Raw genomic sequence first — 24,112 nt, forward strand, 5'->3', positions numbered from 1 at the left:
GCCGGCAGCTCCCAGACTTCCGGCATGTGACCAGCCGGACGGGAGCGCGACTCATGGAAGTGGAACTGCTGGAAATCCGCCAGCATATGGGGCGCTTCCCGCCCTTCGATGCCCTCTCGGACGACCTGCTCGACGAGATCGCCGGCCAGGTCGAGGTGGCCTACTACCGTGCCGGCAGCGAGATCCTGCTCCTCGATCAGGAGATCCACGAACTGGGCTACATCCGCAGCGGCGCCGTGGAGGTCTATCGCCGCAACGGCGACCTCTACGACCGCCGCGGTGAGGGCGATATATTCGGCCACTTCAGCCTGCTGCGGAATCACCGGGTCCGCTACCCCGTGCGGGCGCTGGAGGACAGCCTGATCTACTTCCTCCCGGATGCGCTCTTCCAGCGTCTCTGCGAGGAGGATGAGCACTTCGCCGAGTTCGTGGAACTGGAGCGCCCGCGCCTCGAGTCGGCGGTGGAGCAGCACAAGAAGCAGAACGACATGATGATCACTCGGGTGCGCAAGCTGCTGACCCGCTATCCGGTGATGGTGGTGGCGAGCACCACGGTGCAGGAGGCCGCGCGCCTGGTGGGCGACCTCGGCGCCTCGGCGGTGCTGGTGTTGGATGCCCCCGGCGACAACCCCCGCTACACCTTCCGCGACAGCGAGGAGCGCGCCTGGCAGGTGCGCGGCATCCTCACCGACAGCGACTTCCGTCGGCTGGTGGCCGAGGGGCGCCCGTCCGACACGCCGGTGGGGGAGATCGTGGTCGACCGGCTGGTGGCGATCCAGTCCGACGAGTCGGTCCACGAGGCGATGCTCACCATGCTGCGCAACAACATCCACCACCTGCCGGTAATGCATCGCCGCCACCCGGTGGGCATCGTCCACCTCTCCGACATCATCCGCTACGAGACCCACTCCAGCCTCTACCTGGTCAGCAACATCTTCAACCAGTCCACGGCGGAGGGCCTGGCCAAGCTGGCCCCGGACGTGCGTGCCGCCTTCGTGCGCATGGTGGAGGATGGCGCCGACTCGCGGATGATCGGCAGCGCGCTCTCCACCATCGGGCGCAGCTTCACTCGGCGCCTGCTGGAGCTGGCCGAGGAGGCGCTGGGGCCGCCGCCGGTGCCCTACTGCTTCATGGCCATGGGCTCCATGGCGCGCAACGAGCAGTCCATCGTCACCGACCAGGACAACGCCCTGGTGCTGGATGACGCCTTCGACCCCGAGGTCCACGACGCCTACTTCCTGGAGATGGCCAGGATCGTCAGCGACGGCCTGCACGCCTGCGGCTACACCTACTGCACCGGCGATATCATGGCCACCAACCCGCGCTGGCGGCAGCCGCTGTCGGTGTGGAAGGGCTACTTCGAGGACTGGATCCACGACCCGACCCCGGAGCGGCTGCTGCACAGCTCGATCTTCTTCGACCTCGATGTCGTCCACGGCGAGAACGTCTTCGTCGAGCAGCTGCAGGACCTGGTGGCCGAGCAGGCGCCGAAGAGCCCGCTGTTCCTGGCCGCCATGGCGCGCAATGCCCTCAATCGCACCCCGCCGCTGGGCTTCTTCCGCACCTTCGTGATGGAGAAGGATGGCAAGCAGAACAACTCCATCAACCTCAAGCGGCGCGGCACCGCACCGCTCACCGACCTGATCCGGGTGCATGCCCTGGCCTGCGGCTCCCGGGCCCAGAACAGCTTCGAGCGCCTCGACGACATCGATCGCACCCAGCTGCTGGCGCCGGGGGTCAGCGACAAGCTGCGCTACGCCCTGGAGTTCCTCGCCATGGCGCGCATTCGCCATCAGGTGTTCGACCTGCAGCAGGAGCGCACCCCGGACAACAACATCGAGCCGGAGAACGTCTCCGACGCCGAGCGCCACACCCTCAAGGACGCCTTCCAGGTGCTCAGCAACGCCCAGAAGTTTCTCAAGTTCCGCTATCCGGTCCCGGCCAGCGCGGCGCGTCGCCCGCGAGGGACCCGGTGATTCGGCTGCCAGGCGCGGTGCGCCAGCAGACACCCGGCTGGCCCGAGTACCTGGCTGATCGCGCCGCCCGGGTCCAACACAGGCTGCTCAAGGACTATTTCGCCACGGGCTGCCCGGACCCGGCCACGCCCATCGGCGAGGTGCCAATGGTGGCGCTCGACATCGAGACCACCGGGCTCGACTCGCGCCGCCATGCCATCGTCAGCGTCGGGGTGGTGCCCTTCACCCTGGCCCGGATTCCCCTGCGCGAGCGACGCTATTGGGTGCTCAAGCCGGTCCAGGAGCTCACCGAGCAGTCGGTGATCCTGCACCGCATCACCCACGGCGAGGTGGAGAACGCCCCCGATCTTGCCGCGATCCTGCCGGAGCTGCTCGAGGTGCTGAAGGGGCGGGTGGCGGTGGTGCACTACCGCCATATCGAGCGGCCCTTCCTCGACGCTGCCATCCAGTCCCGGCTGGGGGAGGGGCTGCGCTTCCCGGTGATCGACACCATGTCGCTGGAAGCGCGGCTGCACCGCCAGCCGCTGTGGGCACGCTTCCGGCGCTGGCTGGGGCGCCCGCCGGTCTCGATCCGCCTGCACAACAGCCGCGCGCGCTACGGCCTGCCCGCCTACCAAGGGCACCACGCCCTGGTGGACGCCCTGGCCACTGCCGAGCTGCTGCACGCCCAGGTGGCCCGCCACTACTCCCCCGACACCCCGGTGGGCCAGCTGTGGAGCTGATGCCAGGGGGTCACGCTTCGTCGAACGTCAGCTCCTCGAGCGGAGCCGGTCGCCGGAAGTGGTAGCCCTGGAAGGCCCGGCACCCCCGCGAGGCGAGCCAGTCGAGCTGCTCGGCATGCTCCACGCCCTCGGCGACCACATCCAGGCCCAGGCTCGCGGCCAGCGTCAGGGTGGTCTCCACGATGGCGGCATCCGAGGCGTCTGCGGGCACGCCCATCACGAAGCTGCGATCGACCTTCAGTTCATCCAGCGGCAGCCGCTTGAGATAGTTGAGCGACGAGTAGCCGGTGCCGAAGTCATCCAGTGCCAGACGAATGCCCAGGTCACGCAGCTCGCCCAGGGTCACGCGTACCCGCTCCGGGTCCTCCATCAGCAGCGACTCGGTGACCTCCAGGGTCAGCCGCTCGGCCGGCGCCCCGGTCTCGCGCAGCACGTCCTTGATCAGGTCGATGAAGTCGGGCTGGTGAAACTGCACGGCGCTGACGTTGACCGCGACGCGCAGGTCGGCCCTGGAAGAGTCCGCCCAGCTGGCAAGCAGTCGGCAGGCGCAGCGCAGCACCCAGTGGCCGATGGGTAGGATCAGGCGCGTCTGCTCGGCCAGGGGAATGAACTCCACCGGAGAGATCATGCCGCGCTGCGGATGCTGCCAGCGCAGCAGTGCCTCGACGCCGATACAGCGTCCGTCGGCGCTTACCTGAGGCTGGTAGTGCAGCAGCAGCTCGTCGCGGGCCAGGGCCCGCGCCAGATCCTGCTCCATGCGCACCCGGGCCATCACCTCGCGGTGGATCTCCTCGCTGAAGAAACGCAGGGTGTTGCCCCCGGCGGTCTTGGCCCGGGCCAGCGCCATATCCACCTGCTGGATCACGCTGCCGGCATCGGGCTTGCCGGCGGTGAACAGGGTCGCGCCGATGCTGGCAGTGGTCTGCGGCGCATCCTGGCAGGGGGCCAGGGATGACACCGCCGCCAGCAGGGTCTCGGCGAGGTGCTCGACACGATGTGCCGCCGCCGTCACCGGCAGGTCGATCTCATCGATCATGATGGCGAACTCGTCGCCGCCCAGGTGGGCCAGGAAGCCGGGCTCGTCGAGGGCTCGCTCCAGCGCCTCGGCTACCTGTTGCAGCAGGCGATCTCCCGCCTCGTGGCTGTACAGGTCGTTGACCAGCTTGAAGCGGTCGAGATCGAGCAGCATCAGGGCGCCGTGCCGCTCCTGCCATTCATGGCGATGCTGGGCGGAAATCGCCTGTTCCAGCTGTGCGATCAGCCGACCGCGATTGGGTAGCCCGGTGACCGGGCTGAAGTGGGCCAGGCGGTAGTTGCGCGCCTGGACCTCCTGGTATTGGGCGGTACGCGCCAGGATGCGGTGGCGCAGCAGCAGGCTCAGGCCGGCGGCCAGCGACAGCATGAACAGCAGGCCGCCGAGCCCCCACCACAGCAGCGGGGGAATGTGGAAGCGGTCGTCGCTCTCGACGCTCCAGCGGGCCAGCGCCCTGTGGTAGGGCGAGCGGGCATCGGGTTTCCAGAGCCCCATGTAGTGGTCGATCCGCGCCAGGACCTCCTGTCCCGCGCCGGCTGGTGCCGCAAAGAAGAGCCTGGCGGGCTGGAACATGATGGGAGTGACCTCGAGGCCCTGGGCATTGGCCTGCCAGTCGCCGTAGTGGCGATTGACCACCGAGGCCTCCGCACGGCCGTCGCGGACCGCCGCGAAGCCCTCCTCGAAGCTGCTGACCTCGACCGGGAGGGGCGTGACACCGAAGCTGTCGGTGAGCTGGTCGAGGAACTGGCGCTGGATCGACCCCTCCAGCACCGCCACGCGGTGCCCGTCGAGGTCGACGATGGCATCCAGCGACAGCCCCGGCCGCTGGTAGACCTGGGACCAGCTGTGCATCACCGGCTCGTCGTGGAAGGCGAAGATCTCGTTGCGCTCCTCCGTCCAGGCCACATCGGGCAGCAGGTCGAGCTCGCCGGCCTCGAGGGCCGTCAGGCAGGCCTGCCAGGTGCAGGGCACTGCCTCCAGCTGCCACCCCTCCTGTGCCGCCATGGCCAGCAGCAGGTCGCCCAGGATACCGCTGGGCTGCCCCTGCTCATCCGGCATCAGCTTGGGCGGATTGTGGTAGACACCGACGCGCAGACTCTCCGCCAGGGCATCGGCGGGCTGTGTCAGCAGCAGGGCGACGGCGAGCAGGGCCCGGTGTGGCAGCGGGGTGTCTTGAATCGTCACGAAATGGGCATCCATTCACCAGTTGACGTGCTTCCACCGGGAGGCGGTCATCGGCGTGTCACCCTAAGCGTAGACACCCGACCACCAAAAAGGGCGGCCCGATGGCCGCCCCTGGGCTGCGTCGAGGAGAAACCTCAGCGCGGTTCGCTCATCAGCCCCTTGATGATGGCGTAGCAGCCCACCAGCAGGACCAGGGTGAAGGGCAGGCCGGTGGAGATCACCGCGGCCTGCAGCGCCGCCAGGCCGCCGCCGATCAGCAGGCCGATGGCGATGGCGCCCTCGATGATGGCCCAGAAGATTCGCTGGGGCTTGGGCGCGTCCACCTTGCCGCCGGCGGTGATGGAGTCGATCACCAGGGAGCCGGAGTCTGAGGAGGTGATGAAGAACACCACTACCAGCACGATGGCGATGAAGGAGGTGATCTCGGTGAGCGGCAGCCCGGCCAGCATCACGAAGAGCGCATCCGCCTCGCCCTCGAAGGTACCGGCCAGCAGCTGGCTGATGCCGGCGCTGCCGAAGGAGGTCATCCACAGCACCGAGACCAGCGACGGCACCAGCAGCACGGCGATCAGGAACTCGCGCACGGTGCGCCCGCGGGAGACCCGGGCGATGAACATGCCGACGAAGGGCGACCAGGAGATCCACCAGGCCCAGTAGAAGGCGGTCCAGCCCTGGCTGAAGTTGGCGTCCTCGCGCCCGAAGGGGTTGGAGAGCGCCGGCAGGTAGCTGAGGTAGTGGCCCAGGTTCTGGAAGAAGCCGGTGGCGATCATCAGCGTCGGGCCCACCAGGATGACGAAGGCCAGCAGCAGGAAGGCGAGCCCCATGTTGAGCTGGGAGAGGCGCTGCACGCCCTTGTCGACGCCGAGGGTGATGGAGCCGATGGCCACGATGGTGATGGCGACGATCAGCAGCACCATGGTGACGTTGGTATCGGGAATGCCGAAGAGGTCGTTCAAGCCGTTGGTGGCCTGCTGGGCACCGAGGCCGAGCGAGGTGGCCAGGCCGAACAGGGTGGCGAACACCGCCAGGATGTCGATCACATGCCCCGGCCAGCCCCACACGCGCTCCCCCAGGATCGGGTAGAAGATCGAGCGCATGGTGAGCGGCAGGCCCTTGTTGAAGGAGAAGATCGCCAGCGACAGCGCCACCACGGCGTAGATGCCCCAGGGGTGCAGGCCCCAGTGGAAGATGGTGGCGGCCATGCCCAGCGCCAGGGCGCCGGCCTCGTCGCCCTCGGCGCCGCCCAGCGGCGACCAGTCGGTGCGCGCGCCGCCTTCGCTGCTGATGCCGCCGAGCGCCGCCTGGAAGTGATCCATGGGCTCGGAGACGCCGAAGTACATCAGGCCGATGCCCATGCCGGCGGCGAACAGCATGGAGAACCAGCCCGCGTAGCTGAAGTCCGGCTTGGCATCGGCCCCGCCGATGCGCACCTTCCCCAGGGGCGTGAAGATCAGCACGATCGACAGCAGCACGAAGATGTTGGCGGCCAGCAGGAAGAACCAGGCCATGTTGCCGGTCAGGAAGTTGAAGGTGCTGGTGAACAGCGGACCGACCTGGTCCTGCAGGGCCAGGGTGATGATCACGAAGAACATCACCACGATGGCCGACACGGCGAATACCTTGCCGTGCAGGTCCACGTCGATCCCCATGGGCGAGGCGGAAATGTTGTCCTGGCCGATCACGTAGTCGGTATCGATCAGGTTGGCGGGCCCCTCCGGGGCCGGAATGCCCTCGGAAGCCTGCGGCTTCTCGGGGGCGTTCTCGTCATTGGCCATAGTGGCTGTCTCCCTTGCGTAGCGTCTTGGGGGTATCCGGGCGGGTGGCTCAGGTCGTGGGCGGGCGCACCATGAACACCGAAACATCGGTGTGGGTCGCCACCTTGCCGCCGTGGGCTGGCATTTCCTCAGTGCCTTCAAAGCCTAGCTTCGCTTCGTGGAAAGCGATTCAACGCCCGGCTGGCGTCACGGGGAGGCGACTATACCTTCGTATAGCGTTGATTCCGAACCGACCCGACTCCTTCCGGCGGGTAATCCGGGGCGCATGTGTCAGATCTGACCACCCGATGCGCGGGTGTCGGCACGCGACTCGTCGTCGCCTATTGTTTTTTAAGTCATTGATTGTCTAGTTTTTTATTGGCGGTTGGCCAGGAGTGGCATGGCGACTGCTCCTCTCTTGGTGAAGTCAATGAACCCAGGAGATGTCAATGCCTCAGCAAGCACCGTCCAGCCAGGTGGAGTCTCGACAAGGTCATGCCTCCCGCTCGCCCCGAGGGCGTCGCCTGAAGGCGCTGGCGGCCATCGCCGCCCTGTCGCTCGGCAGCCTGGCGCTGGCCGGCTGTGGCAACGGTGATGATGAGCTGCCCCCCATGGAGCCGGCGGACCCGCCCATGGAGGAACCGGCCCAGCCTATGGAGGATGAGCCTGGCATGGGCGATGAGCCTGCGATGGGCGACGAGCCCGGCATGGACCAGGCCCCCGCCCAGAGCGACGACCCCATGGATCCCATGGAAAGCCAGGAACCGATGATGGACGAGATGGACGACGAGGAAGCGGGCAACTACTGACCGCAAGTTCGTCCCGATACGACGAAGGATGATCCGAAAGGAAAGGAGCGAAGCATGATGTCACAGGAGCTGTTGAAGAAACTGGGCGTTCTCGGTGTCTCTGTCGGCCTGCTGGCCAGCCCGCTGGCCTTCGCCGATATGCATGACCCTGCGGCAGGCGATCCTGCGGCAGGCGACCCTGCGGCCGGCGACCCGGCGGCCACCCAGCCCGCAGATCCGGCCACTCAGCCTGCCGATCCGGGTGCCCAGCCCGCCGACCCCGGTGTCGACTCCATGAGCGATCCCATCAATGACCCGGCGGCCGATCCGGCGGGGGGTGACCCCATGGCACCGGCGGAGCCGGGCGGCGCGACTGACGAACCCGGCTTCGGCAGCGGCACCGAGCCCATGCCCAACGGCGAGCCGGGTGCGGCCCAGCCGGATGCGGCCCAGCCCGGCGGCGAGGATGACGAGTGGGAGATGCCGCAGGAGTAAGGCCCGTCATGGTGGTGTTCCCCGGCGCGGCCGGCCGATGCTCTCTCCTATCCCCTCGGCATCGGAAGCCGGACCGCGCCCTTCAACCCCTGCCAGGTGCAGGGGTTTTTTCTGCCTGTCGGTTTTTTGCCTGTCTGGTTCGTTCTGTCTGTCTCCCGGTCGCATTCAGCCGTCGTCGAGGCGGCGATAGAGGGTGCGTCGGGCGATGCCCAGGATGTCGGCGGTGCGGCGCTTGTTGCCGCCGGTGGCGTCCAGCACCTTGCGGATATAACGCTTCTCGACCTCCTCGAGGCTTGGCCAGGCCTGCTGCGGCGTGCTGGGGGCCAGGCTGCCGGCCACGACCTCGCCGCTCTCGCGGCGGGATGCCTGGGCCTGCTCGCGCAGGCGCTCGGGCAGGTCGGCGTGGCGAATCTCGCCCGAATCGGCCAGGGTCACCGCGCGCATGATGGCGTTCTCCAGTTCGCGCACGTTGCCCGGGTAGCCATAGGCGAGCAGCGCCTGCAGGGCAGCGGGCTCGATGCCCTCGATGCGCTTCTGCTGGGCGTCGGCGTGCTTGTCGATCAGCGCCGTGATCAGCCGCTCCAGGTCGCCCTCGCGCTCGCGCAGCGGGGGAATACGCAGCGAGAAGGTCTCCAGGCGATAGAAGAGGTCGCTGCGGAAGTTGCCCGTCTCGATGGCCTGCTCCAGGTCGCGGTGGGTGGCGGCGATGATGCGCACGTCCACCGGCTCCTCCCGCTCGCCGCCCACCGGTCGCACGGTCTTCTCCTGCAGGGCGCGCAGCAGCTTGGCCTGCAGCTCCGGCGACATCTCGCCGATCTCGTCGAGGAACAGGCTGCCGCCCCGGGCCGACTGGAACAGCCCCTGGCGATGGTCGCTGGCGCCGGTGAAGGCGCCCTTCACATGGCCGAAGAACTCGCTCTCCATCAGCTCGCCGGGGATGCTGGCGCAGTTGACCGCCACGAAGGGGCCCTCGGCGCGCGGGCTCTCGGCGTGTATCGCCCGGGCCAGCAGCTCCTTGCCGGTGCCGCTCTCGCCGAGCACCAGGATCGGCGCATCGCTCTTCGCCAGCCGGGCGGCGTCGTGGAACAGCGCCTGCATCGGCTCGCTCCCGCCGACGATGCCGTGGAAGTGGCCGGGCGGCGCGTCGCGCTGGAAGCGCTCGGCCAGGCGGCGGTGCTCCAGCACCCGGAACACGGCCTCGCGGACGTTCTCCAGGTCCAGCGGCTTGGTCAGGAAGTCATCGGCGCCGAGCTTGAGCGCCTCCACTGCCTGGTCGATGGTGCCGAAGGCGGTGATGACGATGAAGCCGAGGGTGCTGTTCTCGGCGCGCAGCTGCTCCAGCAGGGCCAGGCCGCTCATGCCGGGCAGGCGCACATCGCTGATCACCAGGGCCACCGGGCTGTGGCTGAGGGTGGCGAGGGCCTCCTCGGCGCTGGCAGCGCCCAGGGTGGCGTGGCCGGCCTCCTGGAGCTCCTCCTCGAGCAGCTCCAGGATGGCGGGGTCGTCCTCGACGATCAGGATCGGGCAGGGTGGCACGGCGTCCTTGGGGGTCACGATTGGCGTCCTCGCGTTGCCGGGTGGTTGGGGGTAACGGCTTCGTTCTCTCCCGCTTCCAGAAGGTCCTCCAGCGGCAGGGTGATGGCGAACCCGGCCCCGCCGAGCTCGCTGTCGAACACCCCGATGGTACCGCTATGGTCGTTGACGATGCGGTGGACCATGGAGAGGCCGAGGCCGCTCCCCTGGCCCACCGGCTTGGTGGTGAAGAAGGGATCGAAGACCTGGGACTTGTCGGCCTCGAGGATGCCGCTGCCGTCATCCTCGAGCCTCAGGTGCAGCTGATCGCCACGGGACTCGGCGCTTAGCCTGACGCGGCGGGTGCCCTCGGCCTGGGCGGCATTGCGCAGCAGGTTGGTGAGCACCTGGGTCAGCTGCTGGCCGTTGGCCAGCAGCCGCGGGGGCCTGGGGGGAAGCTCGGTGTCCAGGCGGATGCCGCCCTGCTCCAGCTCCTCCTCCACCAGCTGGCGGGCCCCCTCCACCAGGGCGTCCAGGCGGACCCACTCCTTCTCGACGTTGTGGCGCCGCCCCAGCTCCATCAGCTGGCGCACGATCTCGACGATGCGCGCCACCTCGCCGCGGATGCGCCCGAGCCGGGCGCGTTCATCCTCGCCGATCACCTCGCGGCGGGCCAGGCGCTGGGCCTGGCCGTTGATCACCGTGAGCGGCGCGCCGATCTCGTGGGCCACGCCGGCGGCCAGCACGCCAAGCTCGGCCAGCTTGCGGGACTTGCGCAGGCGCTTCTCGAGGGCGATCTCGTTGAGGCGGCGCGCCTCGATGTCGGCATCCTTCTCGGCCATGGCGTCGAGCATGCCGTTGAGGGCCACCGCCAGGCGGCGGTACTCCTCCGGCCCGCGGGGCGCAGCGCGCTGCTCGCGGTCGCCCCCCTCGACCCGGGCCATCACCTCCAGCAGGCGGTTGATGGGGCGCTCGATATGGCGCCGGAAGCCCCACCAGATGCCCAGCACGATGCCGGTGGAGCCGATCAGGAAGGCCAGGCCGGCCACCAGGGTCAGGAAGCCGGTGTAGTTCTCGATGCCGGTATTGAGCCGGTTGACCTGCAGCACGCCGCGCAGCTCGCCGTCCGGGGTGGTCAGCGGCATCAGCGCCGAGTAGTAGGTCCAGCCATCGTGCTGGCGGTAGTCGCCGGTGGGTTCGCCGGCCTCCACCACCTCGCGGATCTCCGCGGGTTCGAAGAGCGACTCGCCGAGCCCCAGGCCGTAGATCTCCTGGCCCTCGCGGTCGAACACGTAGGCCCCGTAGATGCGGTGGAAGGAGAAGGCCGCATGCAGCGACTCCTCCAGGGATTCCGGCGAGTCGCGGGCCATGGCGTAGCCCAGGGAGGTGCCGATGGCATGGGTGATGATCTGGACCTCGGTCTGCAGCTTGGAGCGGACGTTGTCCTCCAGCGAGTGGATCGCCACCAGGCTGAAGACCACCAGGATCAGGAACAGCGGCACGATGACGGTGAGGATGATCAGGTTGCGCAGTCGCATGCTGGGTCCCGTGGCTGGCGCAGGCCGGCCCCGCCGCGGCAGCAGCGGGGCCGGTGATGGAAGTGCCGGGCCGATGCCCGGTGCGATGTCAGTCCGCCGGCACCAGCCGGTAGAGGCTGCCGCGGGCGTCGTCGTCGAGCAGGTAGAGGGCGCCGTCGCGGCCCTGGCGCACGTCGCGGATGCGGCCGATCTCGCCGTCGAGGATCACCTCGCTCTCGGCCATGCCGTCGCCCTCCAGCACCAGGCGCTTGAGCAACTCGCTGCGCAGGCCGCCGGCCAGCAGGTTGCCCTGCCATTCGGGGAAGTGCTCGCTCGTTACCTCAGCGAGCCCCGAGGGGGCTTGGGTGCCGTCGAAGACGTGCACCGGATCGCGCATCCCGGGCAGGGAGTCCGCACCGATGGGCTGCCGGGTGGAGTAGTCCACGCCGAGGCTCACCTCGGGCCAGCCGTAGTTCTCGCCGCCCTCGATCAGGTTGAGCTCGTCGCCACCCCGGGGGCCGTGCTCGGTGGCCCAGACGCGGCCGTCGGCGGTGACGGTCATGCCCTGGATATTGCGGTTGCCGATGCTGAAGAGCGCCTCCAGGGCGTCGCCGTCATCCAGGAAGGGGTTGTCGTCAGGCACGCTGCCGGTCTCGGTGAGGCGCAGCACGCTGCCGGCATGGTCGCCCTTATCCTGTGCCCGCGGCGGATGGCTGCCGCGGTCGCCGATGCTCATCAGCAGGGTGCCGTCGGGCCGCCAGGCCAGGCGCGAGCCGTAGTGGCGGCCGGGGCCGGAGAAGCGGTCCTGGACGAAGAGCTCCTCGACGTCGGTCAGGGCGTCGTCGCCCAGGCGCGCCCGGGAGAGGGTGGTGGCGGTGCCGTCGCTGCCGGCCTGGCTCCAGGTGAAGTAGACCCAGTCGTGCTCGCCGTCGCCCGTGCCGAAGTCGGGATGCAGCACCACGTCGAGCAGGCCGCCCTGGCCGCGGGCGTTGACCTCGGGCACGCCTTCCAGGTGGGAGATCTCGCCCGACTCGCTGACGTGGGCCAGGCGGCCGGGGCGTTCGCTGACCAGGAAGCTGCCATCGGGCAGCTGGGCCACGGCCCAGGGGTGTTCGAACCCGGTGGCCACGCGCTCCAGGCGCAGGTCATGGTGCTCGGTCTCGATCCGCTCGACGACTGTCTCGGGCAGGGTCTCGGCGGCCAGCGCCTGGCCGCCGACGGCCAGCCCCCCCAGCAGCAGGGCGGCAGGCAGTCTGCGAAGTGGTGCAGGCATCGTGTTCTCCCCTCGTTGGCTCGTTCATCGAATGATGAGGCATCTACCAGCATAGGGACTTTTCGGCGGCGGGCGCGTTCCCTGTCGCCATCTGGCGACGCCGGCCCGCTCGATGGCGCTACATCAGCCAGGCCAGCAGCAGGGGCAGATAGAAGAGCGCCAGCAGGGTCGAACAGAACACCAGGCTGGCCACGTAGGCGGGTTCGCGGCCGGCCTTCTGGGCGAACAGGTAGTTGAAGACCGCCACCGGCATGCTCATCTGCAGCACCAGGATGCTCTGGGCCAGCGGGGGCAGCCCCAGCAGGGCGCCGATGCTCCAGGCCAGCCCCGCCGCCACCGGGATGCGCACCAGGCTGAAGCCGACCCCGGACTTGAGGCTCCTGACCTGGATGCTGGCCAGGGAGACCCCCAGGGTGATCAGCATCAGCGGCACGGTGAAGCCGGAGATCAGGTCGACGCTGTTGTCGAGCCAGCGCGGCAGCGAGGTGTCGGTGAGCAGCAGCGCCAGCGAGATCACGATGGCGTAGACGGTGGGGGTGCGCGCCAGGGTCTTCAGCGCGTTGCCCTGGCTCGCCATGACCGAGCCCACGGTGAACTGGAACAGCGACACCGTGACCATCACCGTGATGCCGAAGGCGAAGCCGGCGCTGCCGAAGGCGTAGAGCACCACCGGCAGGCCCATGTTGCCGGTGTTGGGGTACATCATGGGGGCGAGCACCACCCGCCAGTCTCGCCGGAGCAGCCGCGCCATCAGCGGGGTCGCGGCAGCCATGGCGATCATCACCAGGGCGGTGGCCAGCATGGTGCGCCCGACGCTGCCGGCGTCGATCTCGGCATTGGCCAGCGAGGCGATGATCAGCGCCGGGGTGCCGATATTGAAGACCAGGCGGGTGACGAACTCCACCGGGTAGGGCTGGCCCAGGCGAATCCAGGTGTAGCCCAGGCCGGCGCCGGCCAGCACCGGGGCCATCACGGCGAAGAGTTCGGCGATCATCGAGAGGTCCTCGTGGGGCGGGGCGCGCCATTGTCCTGAATCGCCCGGTGGGCTGGCAAGCGCCGGCGCCTCTCTCTCGAGGGCTCAGGCCGCCCTGGCGGGGGCCTGCCAGGCGCTGGGCACCGCCTGGCGCAGGCAGTCGAGCAGGGCGGTCACCCGGCGTGGCTGGTGGCCAAAAGGATAGAGCAGGGTGATCGGCAGCGGGGCGGGCTGCCACGCCGGCAGGCAGGCCACGAGCTGGCCCGGGTGGTGATGCGCGTGGCGCTCGACCATCCAGTGGGGTAGCAGGCCGATGCCCTGGCCGCGACTGATGGCGTCCATATGCAGCACCGGCAGGTCGACCCTCAGCCGCGAGACGGGCGGTAGGAAGTGAAAGGGTGCCTGGTCGGGGTGGTGCAGGGTCAGGCCCTCACGGCTGGTGCCCAGCAGGTCGATCCAGGCATGGCCGGCCAGCTCGCGGGGATGTTCGGGCGAGCCATGGCGGGCCAGATAGTCGGGGTGGGCATGCAGGCCGCGGGTCAGCGCGCCCAGCGGCTCCTGACGCAGCCCCGATTCCGGCACCTCGCCCAGCCAGACGTGCACGCCCTGGCTCTCCGGGCCGGTGCAGGGCGCATCGCCCGTCTGCAGGGTCAGCGCGATGCCGGGATGGCGGGCGAGGAAGGCGTCCAGGGTCGGCGCCAGCCAGCAGCGGGCCAGAGCGCAGTGCACCGTCACGCAGAGCTCGCCGCTGACCTCCTGGCGCAGCTCGTCCAGGGCCGTTCGGCTGCGCTCGGCCAGGGCGAGCATCTCGCGGCAGTGGTCATGGAACAGCAGGCCGGCCTCGGTGGGGATCAGCCGGTTGGCCTGGCGGCGCAGCAGCGGCTGGCCCAGGCGGCTCTCCAGCTGGCTGACGCGCCGGCTCAGGGTCGACTTGGCGAGCCCCAGCTCACGAGCGCTGCGGGTCAGGCTGCCGGAGGCCATGATGGAGGCGAAGGCGATCAGTTCATCGAAGTCGTGCATGGAAGCGACTCATGGCGGGTGTCCTTGACCAGCGCAGTATGCCAGCTAACCATGCGGATGAAAATCATTAACAATTGAGTCTGTGTCTCATGGGTCGCCATGGCCATGTGAAAGCCCCGGCGGTGCCGGGGCGAAGATCAGGATCGAAACAGTGCCGTCGGGCGACAGCGCTGCCGGGCGCCAGGCGGCCTAGAAGTCGTAGCTGGCGGAGAGCCAGAAGCTGCGGCCGTCCAGGGCCACGCCGTCGGTGGAGCGTCCGGTCTGGGTGAAGCGATAGGCCTGGTAGGTGTCACCCTGCCACTCGTAGCTGTCGGCGCGGCCGAAGTCCTTGTCGAGGAGGTTGTAGACGGTGCCGGTCAGGCGCACGTTCTGTGCCAGCTGGTAGGAGCTGCGCAGATGGAAGAGCTCGTAGCCGTCCAGCTTGTTGCCCACCTGCTCGAGGAGCGCGAGGTTCTGGCCCGAGTCCGGCAGGCCGCCGGAGAAACGCTCCCGGGAGGAGTAGTACTCGCCGTCCAGGCTCGTGCTCCAGCGGTCGTTGATCTGCCAGGTGACCCCGGCGGTGAGCTTGTGCCTGGGTGCGTTGGTCAGCTGCAGTCCCTCGTTCTCGCCGGAGGTGATCTCGGTCTCCGTGAAGGTATAGCCGCCGCTCAGGTACCAGGAGGGAGTCAGTTCCATCCGGGCGCTGAGCTCGATGCCCTGGGTCTCGGCGCGGTCGATATTGACCAGCTGGCCGAAGCTCTCCTGGGCGGTGAAGTTGCCCACGCTCAAGCAGTTGGCCAGGTCGGCGTTGGGGGTGGTGCCATTCACCTCATATTGACAGTTGGGGATGTCCGCGGCGTCGGCGATGCGGTCGGTGAAGCGGGTATGGAAGGCGGTGGCGCTCGCCGTGAGCCCCTCGCCGCTGTCGTAGCTGGCGCCCAGCTCATAGTTGGTACTCTTCTCCGGCTTGAGGTCCGGCGAGCCGATGGTCACGGTCTGGCCCTGAGCGGTGAAGCCGGTCACGCCGTCGTGAAGCTGGTTGAGAGTCGGCGTCTTGTAGCCGCGGCTGACGCCGCCCTTGAGGGTCCAGTCGTCGCTTGCGCTCCACACCAGATAGCCGCGGGGGCTGAAGTGGCCGCCGAAGGCGTCGTGGTTCTCGTAGCGCCCGCCCAGGGTCAGGGCCAGGTCCTCGGCAAGCCACCACTCGTTCTCGGCAAACAGCGCCCAGCTGTCCTGGCGGAAGACCTGGTTGCCCGCGGCGCCATCCTCCAGCCGGGAATCGATGGCCTGGCCGCCCAGGGTCAGCATATGGTCGCCCAGCGGCATCACGAATTTCGTATCGAGGGTGATATCGCGGTTCTCCAGCAGGCGTGGCTCGCCGCCCTCGGCTTCGTAGCCGAAGTCGGGCGCGCTGCCCGCCGGTAGGGTGCGGCCCAGGGTCTCGGTGGTGCTGTGGGTCAGGCTGCTCTCCAGGGTGCCCGCCGGCAGCCGTGCGGTGTGGCCGATAGCCACCTGGTCGCGGTTGAAGCGCAGCTCATCCTCGTAGCCGAAGACTCGCTCCGGGGTGTCCAGGTTGCCCAGCCTGCCGTCCGCGTTGTCGTAGACCTGCCGGGAGCGCTCCAGGTCCAGCCACAGCTCGTTCGTCTCGTCCGGGGTGGCGTTGAGACGGCCGCCGATGGAGGTGATGCGCGCCTCGCTGGGACGAGGGTCGCGGCCGGTGCCGTCTTCGATGAGGCGCTCGGAGGCGTCGCGGTCATAAAGGCGGCCGCGCAGCTGCAGCCCGAGGCGCTCCTCCACCAGGGGGCCTGCGGCATAGAGGTTGAGAGTCTGGGAGTTCCCCGCGTCGCGGTCCTGCTGGAAGGTGGTGTCCACGGCGACAGAGCCGCTCCACTCACTGGCCACCCGGCGGGTGATGATATTGATCACCCCGCCCATGGCGTCGGAGCCGTAGAGGGTCGACATGGGCCCGCGGATCACCTCGATGCGCTCGATGGCGGAGAGCGGCGGAATAAAGCTGGTGCCGGTCTCGCCGAAGCCGTTGGGGGTCACGTCGCCGGAGGCGTTCTGGCGCCGGCCGTCGATCAGGATCAGGGTATAGGACGCCGGCATGCCGCGAATGCTGACGTTGAGCCCGCCGGTCTTGCCGGTGCCGGAGCGCACGTCGACCCCGGGCACGTCGGCGATCGCCTCGCCGATATTGGAGAAGCGCTTGCGCTCAAGTTCCTCCCGGGTGACCACCGAGATGCTGGCCGGCGCATCGCGCAGCGCCTGCTCGAAGCCGGCGGCGGTGACCACGATGTTCTCCAGGCGAGCGCTCCCCTCGGCCTGGGCCTGGGCGGGTAGGGCGGCAGCGGCGGCCAGGGCGATGGCGCTGGCCAGTGCCTTGGAGGGGAAGGGCAGGGCAAGACGAGGCGGGAGTGAGCGAAGCATGACGTCCTCTTGAATGAGTTTGATTCTCAGTTGCGGAGAGAATTCTAGGCCCGGAAGTTCCCCGGCGAACAGCGGCGAGGCCGCAACGGAGCGTTGCCGAAGACGCAACGCCGTCGGTTGCGCAGGGCCGAACATGGCGTTCCGGCGCGGGCGATATGACCTGATGATGAGAATCATTACCATGCATTGCTTTCATCCTGTCCGGGAGTTCTCCATGCAACGCCAGCCCTCGTCCCTATCCCTGATGCCCTCCCTTCGCCTGCTGCTCGGTGGGGCATCTCTGGTCCTGGCGCTGGGGGCCCAGGCGCACAGCGTCGAGACGGCCAATGGTCCCGTCGAGGTGCCCGAGTCCCCCGAGCGGATCGTCACCCTCTATGAGGGCGCCCTGGATGCCGCCCTGGCCACCGGCCGGCTGCCCGTGGCGGCGGTGACCACCCGCGGCGGCGACGGCGTGGCCCGCTATATCGAGTCCCACCTGGAGGCGCAGCACCCCGGCGCCGAGCTGGCCATCGTCGGCGTGGTGAGGGAGATCAACCTGGAGGCGGTACTGGCCCAGCGCCCGGACCTGATCCTGGCCGCGCCGCAGCTCAGCGCCGAGCAGTACGCCCTGCTGTCGCGCATCGCTCCCACCGTGGTGCCCACGACTCGCCCCCTGGCGGCGGACAACTGGGAGGCCGAGGCGCGCCTCTTCGGCGAGGCCCTCGGCCAGGCCGACGCCATGGAGGCGGCCATCGCCGAGGTCCACGCGCGCAGCGCCGCCCTGGCCGAGGCGCTGGAGGAAGCCGATGGCCTGGGCAGCGCCAACCTGATCCGTTGGATGCCCCAGGGCCCCATGGTGATGTCGGAGCGGCTCTTTACCTCCGGGCTGATCGCCGAGGCGGGCCTGGATCTCAGCGACGCCGGCCTGGTGCGCGATGGCGTGGTGCACAGCGATACCCTGAGCCTGGAGAGCCTGTCGCGACTGGACGGCGACTGGCTCTTCCTGGCCACTCTCAATGAGGAGGGCCAGGAGGCGCTGGACGCGGCCCGCCGCTCCCCCGCCTTCGCCCGCCTGCCCGCGGTGGCCGCCGACCGGGTGGTGCCGGTGGACGGTCAGCTCTGGACCAGCGCCAACGGCCCCCTGGCCGCCCTGGCGATCCTCGACGAGCTTGAAGCGGCGCTGCTGCCCTGATGGCGGGAGTGGCGGTCCCTTTAGCCCCGCACGGCCGGCGGTCCCTGGCCGGGATGACGGCGCTGGCCAGCGTCCTGCTGCTGCTGGCGGTGCTGACCAGCCTGCTGCTGGGCGCCGGTGATGTCGGCCCGGCCCGGGCCCTAGCCGTACTGCTGGGGGCGGGTGACGAGGAGGCACGCTTCGTGGTGGGTTCCTTGCGGCTGCCTCGCACCCTGATCGGTATCGGGGTGGGGCTGGCGCTGGCGGTCTCCGGGGCGCTGCTCCAGGCGGTATCCCGCAACCCCCTGGCCGAGCCGGGGCTGCTCGGCGTCAGCGCCGGGGCCGCCTTCGCCGTGGGCGTGGCGCTCTGGCTGGGCGCCAGCACCGCCACCCTGCGCGTGGCCGTGGGCCAGCTCGGCGCGCTGCTCGGCTGCGCCGCCGTGCTCAGCGTGGTACGCCTGCGTGGCGTGGGCAGCGACCCGGTGCGCCTGGTGCTGGCCGGGGCGGCGCTCTCGGCGCTGCTCGCCTCGCTGACCGCACTGCTGCTGCTGTTCGATCAGCGCAGCGCCGACGAGATTCGCTTCTGGGTGATCGGCAGCCTCTCCGGGCGGCGCCTGGAGGACCTGCTGGCGGTGCTGCCGAGCCTCGCCCTGGCCCTGGGCCTGACCCTGTGGCTGGCCCGCCCCCTGGCGGCGCTGGCCCTGGGCGAGCGGGTGGCCGCGGGCCTGGGGCACCATCCCGGCCGGGTGCGCCTGCTGGTGGTCCTGGCGGTGGCGCTGCTGGTGGGTGCCGCCACGGCCATCGCCGGCCCCATCGCCTTCGTGGGCCTGGTGGTGCCCTTCGCCGCCCGGGCCCTGGCCGGCCCCGATATCCGCCGCACCCTCTGGCTCTGCCTGCCGCTGGGCCCGCTGATGGTGCTCGGCGCCGACGTCGCCGCCCGGCTGCTGGTCAGCCCCGCGGAGATGCCCCTGGGCGTGCTGACCGCGCTGCTCGGCGCACCGGTGCTGGTGGCGGTGGTGCGCGCCCGCCGCCTGCCGACGCTCTAGGAAAAGGAAAAGACGATGGAGACGCAGCGCCTTCGGGGGCAGTCAGCGGCGGCGGGGCAGGACTCGCAGGGCGATAGCCAGCCGCCTTCCGGCTACTGGCACCTGACCGCCGGCCGGGCCAGCCTGCTGCTCGAGCGCCGCGCCCTGGCGGTGAACCTGCTGCTGCTGGCGCTGCTGCTGGCCGCCTCCGCCGCCTACCTGATGGCCGGCAGCATCCCGGTGAGCGCCAGCGAGCTTATCCGGGCGCTCGCCGGCGACGGCGAGGTGGTCACCGCCTTCGTGATCCACGACCTGCGCCTGCCGCGGCTGGCGGCCGCCTGGCTTACCGGCGCCGCCTTCGCCGTGGCGGGGTGCCTGATGCAGACCCTGGCCCGCAACCGCCTGGCCACCCCCGGCATCATCGGCATCGACAACGGCGCCACCGCCTTCGCCGTGGCCTCCGTCGTGGGCCTGGGGGTCTCCCTGGCGCCGCCGGCCATGGCCCTCACCGGCGCGGCCACGGCCGCGGCCATCACCTTCGGCCTGGCCAGCGGCGGCGATACCCGTGGCTACCGCTTCATCGTGGCCGGCATCGGCATCGGCGCGGTGTTCGGCGCCATCACCCAGCTGCTGCTGGCCCGGGTGCCCATCGACACCGCCAACGCCGCCTACCCCTGGACGGTGGGCACCCTCAACGCCCGCTCGGGCAGTGCGGTCGGCGTGCTCGCCCTGGGCCTGGCCGTGGGCTTGCCGCTGGCTCTGGCGCTGGGCCGCTCGCTCTCGCTGATGCGCTTCTCCGACGCCGTGGCCGCCGGGCTCGGCGTCAGGCTGCGCCGCCGCCGCGCGCAGGTGCTGGTGCTCTCGGTGCTGCTGACGGCGCTGGCCGTGGCGGTGGCCGGCCCGGTGGGCATGGTGGGGCTGATCGGCCCGGAGATCGCCCGTTCGCTGTCGTCGTCCCGGGGCGTGCCCCTGGCCGCCTCGGCGCTGGCCGGCGCCCTGGTGATGGTGCTGGCCGACCTGGCCGGCCGCGTGCTGCTGGCCCCCATCGAGCTGCCGGTGGGCATCGTCACCGCCATCGTCGGCGGCCCCTGGCTGCTGTGGATCCTGCTGCGACCCGCCTCGAGGAGGCTCTCATGAATGCGCGAACCCTGCCGCTGCAGCGCCTGGAGGCCGAAGCGCTGCGTCTCGCCCACGGCCGCACCCCGGTCATCGACGGCCTGGATCTCGCCCTGCCGCCGGGCCGGGTGACCGCCATCGTCGGGCCCAACGGCTGCGGCAAGTCGACCCTGCTGGCCGGCCTGGCCCGGCTGCACGCCCCGGACGGGGGCGCGGTGCTTCTCGACGGCGGCGATATCCGCAAGCTGCCGGCCCGGGAGCTTGCCCGGCGCATGGCGCTGCTGCCCCAGGAGGCCAGCGCGCCGGAGGGGCTCACCGTTCGCGACCTGATCCGCTTCGGCCGCCAGCCCCACCAGGGCTGGCTCAGCCAGTGGTCGGCGGACGACCAGCGGGCGGTGGAGGAAGCGCTGGCCGCGGCCGGGCTTCAGGCCCTGGCCGAGCGCCCCCTGGAGGCGCTCTCCGGCGGCCAGCGCCAGCGCGCCTGGATCGCCATGACCATCGCCCAGCAGACCCCGCTGCTGCTGCTCGACGAGCCCACCTCGGCCTTGGACCTGGGCCACCAGCTCGAAGTGTTCGAGCTGGTGCGCCGCCTGGCCGCCGCCGGCCGCACCCTGGCCCTGGTGCTCCACGACCTGGCCAGCGCCTGCCGCTACGCCGACCACCTGGTGGCCATGCGCGAGGGGCGCATCATGGCCCAGGGTGCTCCGGCGGAGGTGGTCACCGAGGCGCTGGTGCGCGAGCTCTACGACGTCGCCTGCACCCTGCTCCACGACCCGGTCACCGGCACCCCCATTCTCACCGACCTGCGGCGGCTCTCGCCCGGCCGCTGAGGCGGCGCTGGTCGCGCGCTGTCTGCCTGCTCTTTCTCCACCGATAAGGAAAATCGCCATGTCATCCGCCTCCTCCCACGCCCTGCGCCTGCTGCCCCTGGTGGCGCTGGTCGCCTCACCCCTGGCCCTGGCCGCCGAGCCCCTCAAGGTCTTCTCGCCGCGGCTGGCCGACCCCGAGGCGCCGATCTACACCACCTTCACCGCCGAGACCGGCATTCCGGTCGAACTGGTGGAGATCTCCATGGAGGCGTTCACGGACGGCATGCGGGCGGCGGCGGAGGAGGGCGCCACGCCGCCCGCCGACGTGCTGATGGTGGTGGACTCCGCGAACATCCATCGCCAGCGGGAGGCCGGCTGGTTCCAGCCCTTGGAATCCGAGACCCTGGAGGCGCGGGTGCCTGAGGCCCTGCGCGACCTCGAGGCGGGCTGGAGCGGCTATGCCACCCGGGCCCGGGTGATCGTGGTCAACGAGGCGAAGCTCGACTGGGTGCCGGAGAGCTACGAGGCGCTGACCGACCCGCGCCTGGCCGGCAGGCTCTGCCTGGGCGGCGGCGCCTCGGCCTACAACACCTCCCTGGTCAGCGCCATGGTGGCGCACCACGGTGCCGAGCAGGCTGAGGCCTGGGTCGAGGGGCTTGCGGCCAACCTGGCGCGCCCCGCCGGTGGGCGCGACGGCGAGCTCTTTGCCGCCCTGGCCGAAGCGGGCGACTGCGCGGTGACCGTCGCCAACCACTACTACCTGCTGCGCATGCTGGGCGGCGAGGAGGCCGAGCAGCGCGAGCTGGCCGAGTCCCTGACCCTGGTGTGGCCCAACCAGGCCGGCGAGGGGCTGGAGGGACGCGGCGCCTACCGCAACGTCGCCGCCTTCGCCGTGGCCCGCGGCACCCCCAACGCCGACGCCGCCCGGCTGTTCCTGGAGCACACCGCGTCCGACGCGGTGCAGCAGGACGTGGCCGAGGGCATCTTCTACCCGGTGGTGGCGGATATCGGCCCGATCGAGGCCGTGGCGGTATTCGGCGAGGCGACCATGGATGCGCTCGCCATCACCGCCATGGGCGAGCAGGCCGAGACCGCCCGGGAGATCATGGCGAGGGCCGGCTGGGAGTAAGCTGCCACGCACCTCATTCCGCTCAAGGCTTTTCCGGCGATAGGTCTGCGAGGGGGCGCTGTGAATACTTCCCTGTACGCTACCGACGCCATCCCTGGCGTAGGACCCCCTCTTCGACCTATCCCCGGCGCCTTTCGCTGCGTCCGCTAACCTAGCTGGCCAGCAACAGTGGCATTGGCCGGGGGCGGGCGCCCTCGGCTATGCTTCGCTGGCTAAGCACAAGGACGCCTCATGACCATCTCCGCCTTATCCGCCAGTGCCTCACCCAACAGCTTCCAGGCGCTGGTGCGCCTGCTGCGCTACGCCCGGGGCTATCGGCGGCGCATCATCGCCGCCACCAGCTGCTCGATCATCAACAAGATCTTCGATATCGCCCCGGAGATCTTGATCGGCGTGGCCATCGACGTGGTGGTCAACCAGGAGCGCAGCTTCGTGGCGCGGCTGGGCTTCACCACGCCCCAGGAGCAGATCATGATCCTGGCCGTGCTCACCTTCTTTATCTGGGCCGGCGAATCGATCTTCGAATACCTCTACAAGATCCTGTGGCGCAACCTGGCCCAGCGGCTCCAGGCCGACATGCGCCTGGACACCTACGAGCACGCCCAGCGCCTTGACATGGCCTACTTCGAGTCGAAGAGCTCGGGGCAGCTGGTGGCCACCATGAACGACGACGTCAACCAGCTGGAACGCTTCCTGGACGGCGGCGCCAACTCGCTGATCCAGGTGGGCGTCACCGTGGTGGCGGTGGGCGCGGTCTTCTTCGTGATCTCGCCCCTGATCGCGCTGCTCGCCTTCACTCCCATCCCGCTGATCATCTGGGGCGCCTTCTTCTTCCAGCGCAAGGCCGGCCCGCTCTACGCCGACGTGCGCGAGAAGGTGGGGGATCTCGCCAGCCGGCTCTCCAACAACCTGGCCGGCATCGCCACCATCAAGAGCTTCACCAGCGAGGCCCGGGAGGCGGCGCGGCTGCGCGAGGTGAGCGAGGCCTACGTGGAGGCCAACCGCCGGGCGATCCGCGTCAGCTCAGCCTTCATCCCGGTGATCCGCATGGCGATCCTCGCCGGTTTCCTGGCCACCTTCACCGTGGGTGGCATGCTCGCCCTGCGCGGCGACCTCAACGTGGGCGCCTACGGGGTGCTGGTGTTCCTCACCCAGCGCCTGCTCTGGCCGCTGACGGGCCTGGCCGAGGTGATCGACCTGTTCGAGCGGGCCATGGCCAGCACCCGGCGCATCCTCGACCTGCTGGCGGTGCCGATCACCGTGCGTGACAACCATGACGCCCCCCTGGCCGAGCCCCTGCGCGGCGAGGTGAGCTTCGAAGGGGTGAGCTTTCGCTATGCGGCAAGCGAGGTCGGTGTGGAGAACATCAGCCTGCAGGTGCCCGCCGGCCATACGCTGGCCCTGGTGGGGGCCACCGGCTCCGGCAAGTCGACCCTGATCAAGCTGCTGCTGCGCTTCTACGACCCCAGCGCCGGGCGGGTGCTGATCGACGGCCAGCCCATCGATCAGGTAAGCCTCGCCTCATTGCGCGGCGCCATCGGCCTGGTGAGTCAGGACGTCTACCTGTTCGAGGGCAGCGTTCGCGACAATATCGCCTACGGGAAACCGGATGCCTCGGGGGAGGCCATCGTCGCGGCGGCCAAGACCGCCGAGGCGTGGGAGTTCATCCAGGCGTTGCCCCAGGGGCTCGACACCCCGGTGGGGGAGCGGGGCATTCGCCTCTCCGGCGGCCAGCGCCAGCGGCTCTCGCTTGCCCGGGCGCTGCTCAAGGACCCGCCCCTCCTGGTGCTGGACGAGGCCACCAGCGCCGTGGACAACGAGACCGAGGCCGCCATCCAGCGCTCCCTGCGCAAGATCGCCCACGGCCGCACCGTGATCATGATCGCCCACCGCCTCTCCACCATCGTCCACGCCGACGAGATCGTGGTGATCGAGGGTGGCCGGGTGGTGGAGCGCGGCACCCATGCGCAGCTGCTCGAGGCCGATGGCCGCTACGCCGCCCAATGGCGGGTGCAAACCGGGGCGCTGATGGAAGGCGAGCCGCTCGGCTGAGGTGCTGCCGGGGGCGATTCGCTGCGTCACGACGCCGTCACTGCATCCGACACTTGCTGAAGCCCAGCCCTCATTGCGACATGCACAGGCGGCTGGGTATCAACAGTCCAGTCGAGAACTGTTCTCACCACTTGGTGTTATGTTATAAAGTTGCGTTTTTTGCTTGCGCCGCCC

18 protein-coding genes are annotated in these 24,112 nt (G+C 69.8%); 10 read left to right on the plus strand and 8 right to left on the minus strand.

Annotation, left to right across the window (positions count from 1 at the left end; genetic code table 11):
* Positions 1 to 53: 53 nt before the first annotated feature.
* Positions 54 to 1,976 (plus strand): DUF294 nucleotidyltransferase-like domain-containing protein, encoded by a 1,923-nt coding sequence (locus HIR79_RS05790; protein WP_169957596.1) that lies wholly within the window; start codon positions 54 to 56, stop codon positions 1,974 to 1,976.
* Positions 1,976 to 2,698, plus strand: a complete 723-nt coding sequence (locus tag HIR79_RS05795) for a 3'-5' exonuclease (protein WP_502708672.1) — start codon at positions 1,976 to 1,978, stop codon at positions 2,696 to 2,698. Before HIR79_RS05790 ends, HIR79_RS05795 begins: the two co-directional genes overlap by 1 nt.
* A gap of 10 nt (positions 2,699 to 2,708) precedes the next feature.
* Here HIR79_RS05795 and HIR79_RS05800 read toward each other — a convergent pair whose 3' ends face one another.
* Together HIR79_RS05800 and HIR79_RS05805 are read right to left on the minus strand one after the other, a co-directional pair.
* A complete protein-coding gene (locus tag HIR79_RS05800) occupies positions 2,709 to 4,916 on the minus strand; it encodes a putative bifunctional diguanylate cyclase/phosphodiesterase (protein WP_249322261.1) in 2,208 nt (735 codons plus the stop codon).
* A 134-nt stretch (positions 4,917 to 5,050) separates the two neighbouring features.
* A complete protein-coding gene (locus HIR79_RS05805) occupies positions 5,051 to 6,691 on the minus strand; it encodes a BCCT family transporter (RefSeq protein WP_169957598.1) in 1,641 nt (546 codons plus the stop codon).
* Between the two features lie 428 nt (positions 6,692 to 7,119).
* Between HIR79_RS05805 and HIR79_RS05810 the strand changes: the two genes are divergently transcribed.
* Both HIR79_RS05810 and HIR79_RS05815 read left to right on the plus strand, forming a co-directional pair.
* Positions 7,120 to 7,479, plus strand: a complete 360-nt coding sequence (locus HIR79_RS05810; protein ID WP_169957599.1) for a hypothetical protein — start codon at positions 7,120 to 7,122, stop codon at positions 7,477 to 7,479.
* A 54-nt stretch (positions 7,480 to 7,533) separates the two neighbouring features.
* Entirely contained in the window at positions 7,534 to 7,953 is a 420-nt protein-coding gene (locus HIR79_RS05815; RefSeq protein WP_169957600.1) for a hypothetical protein, read from the plus strand.
* Positions 7,954 to 8,118: 165 nt separating this feature from the next.
* Here the strand turns inward: HIR79_RS05815 and HIR79_RS05820 are convergent, their stop codons facing one another.
* The 6 genes from HIR79_RS05820 to HIR79_RS05845 form a co-directional block, all read right to left on the minus strand.
* A complete protein-coding gene (locus HIR79_RS05820) occupies positions 8,119 to 9,507 on the minus strand; it encodes a sigma-54-dependent transcriptional regulator (protein WP_169957601.1) in 1,389 nt (462 codons plus the stop codon).
* Positions 9,504 to 11,003, minus strand: a complete 1,500-nt coding sequence (locus tag HIR79_RS05825; protein ID WP_169957602.1) for a sensor histidine kinase — start codon at positions 11,001 to 11,003, stop codon at positions 9,504 to 9,506. The genes HIR79_RS05820 and HIR79_RS05825 overlap by 4 nt, the downstream gene beginning before the upstream one ends.
* An 88-nt stretch (positions 11,004 to 11,091) precedes the next feature.
* Positions 11,092 to 12,255 (minus strand): PQQ-dependent sugar dehydrogenase, encoded by a 1,164-nt coding sequence (locus HIR79_RS05830; protein ID WP_169957603.1) that lies wholly within the window; start codon positions 12,253 to 12,255, stop codon positions 11,092 to 11,094.
* 118 nt (positions 12,256 to 12,373) lie between these two features.
* The gene (locus HIR79_RS05835; RefSeq protein ID WP_169957604.1) at positions 12,374 to 13,249 is read right to left on the minus strand and encodes an AEC family transporter; all 876 of its coding nucleotides are present in this window, start codon (positions 13,247 to 13,249) and stop codon (positions 12,374 to 12,376) included.
* A gap of 84 nt (positions 13,250 to 13,333) precedes the next feature.
* A complete protein-coding gene (locus tag HIR79_RS05840) occupies positions 13,334 to 14,248 on the minus strand; it encodes a LysR family transcriptional regulator (RefSeq protein ID WP_169957605.1) in 915 nt (304 codons plus the stop codon).
* Positions 14,249 to 14,437: 189 nt separating this feature from the next.
* A complete protein-coding gene (locus tag HIR79_RS05845) occupies positions 14,438 to 16,657 on the minus strand; it encodes a TonB-dependent receptor domain-containing protein (RefSeq protein ID WP_169957606.1) in 2,220 nt (739 codons plus the stop codon).
* A 214-nt stretch (positions 16,658 to 16,871) separates the two neighbouring features.
* On the opposite strand from HIR79_RS05845, the gene HIR79_RS05850 reads away from it, so the two are divergent.
* From HIR79_RS05850 to HIR79_RS05875, 6 genes are all read left to right on the plus strand, one after another.
* On the plus strand, positions 16,872 to 17,828 hold the full coding sequence (locus HIR79_RS05850) for an ABC transporter substrate-binding protein (protein ID WP_502708665.1): 957 nt from the start codon (positions 16,872 to 16,874) through the stop codon (positions 17,826 to 17,828).
* A 53-nt stretch (positions 17,829 to 17,881) separates the two neighbouring features.
* On the plus strand, positions 17,882 to 18,853 hold the full coding sequence (locus HIR79_RS05855; protein WP_169957607.1) for a FecCD family ABC transporter permease: 972 nt from the start codon (positions 17,882 to 17,884) through the stop codon (positions 18,851 to 18,853).
* A 15-nt stretch (positions 18,854 to 18,868) separates the two neighbouring features.
* On the plus strand, positions 18,869 to 19,969 hold the full coding sequence (locus HIR79_RS05860) for a FecCD family ABC transporter permease (RefSeq protein WP_169957608.1): 1,101 nt from the start codon (positions 18,869 to 18,871) through the stop codon (positions 19,967 to 19,969).
* Positions 19,966 to 20,778 (plus strand): ABC transporter ATP-binding protein, encoded by an 813-nt coding sequence (locus tag HIR79_RS05865; RefSeq protein WP_283241856.1) that lies wholly within the window; start codon positions 19,966 to 19,968, stop codon positions 20,776 to 20,778. Before HIR79_RS05860 ends, HIR79_RS05865 begins: the two co-directional genes overlap by 4 nt.
* Positions 20,779 to 20,836: 58 nt before the next feature.
* The gene (locus HIR79_RS05870; RefSeq protein ID WP_169957609.1) at positions 20,837 to 21,886 is read left to right on the plus strand and encodes an extracellular solute-binding protein; all 1,050 of its coding nucleotides are present in this window, start codon (positions 20,837 to 20,839) and stop codon (positions 21,884 to 21,886) included.
* Between the two features lie 231 nt (positions 21,887 to 22,117).
* On the plus strand, positions 22,118 to 23,938 hold the full coding sequence (locus HIR79_RS05875; protein ID WP_169957610.1) for an ABC transporter ATP-binding protein: 1,821 nt from the start codon (positions 22,118 to 22,120) through the stop codon (positions 23,936 to 23,938).
* The last annotated feature ends 174 nt before the right edge of the window (positions 23,939 to 24,112 follow it).

It is taken from the genome of Halomonas sp. PGE1 (assembly GCF_013000985.1).
Taxonomy (GTDB): Bacteria; Pseudomonadota; Gammaproteobacteria; order Pseudomonadales; family Halomonadaceae; genus Halomonas; species Halomonas alkalicola.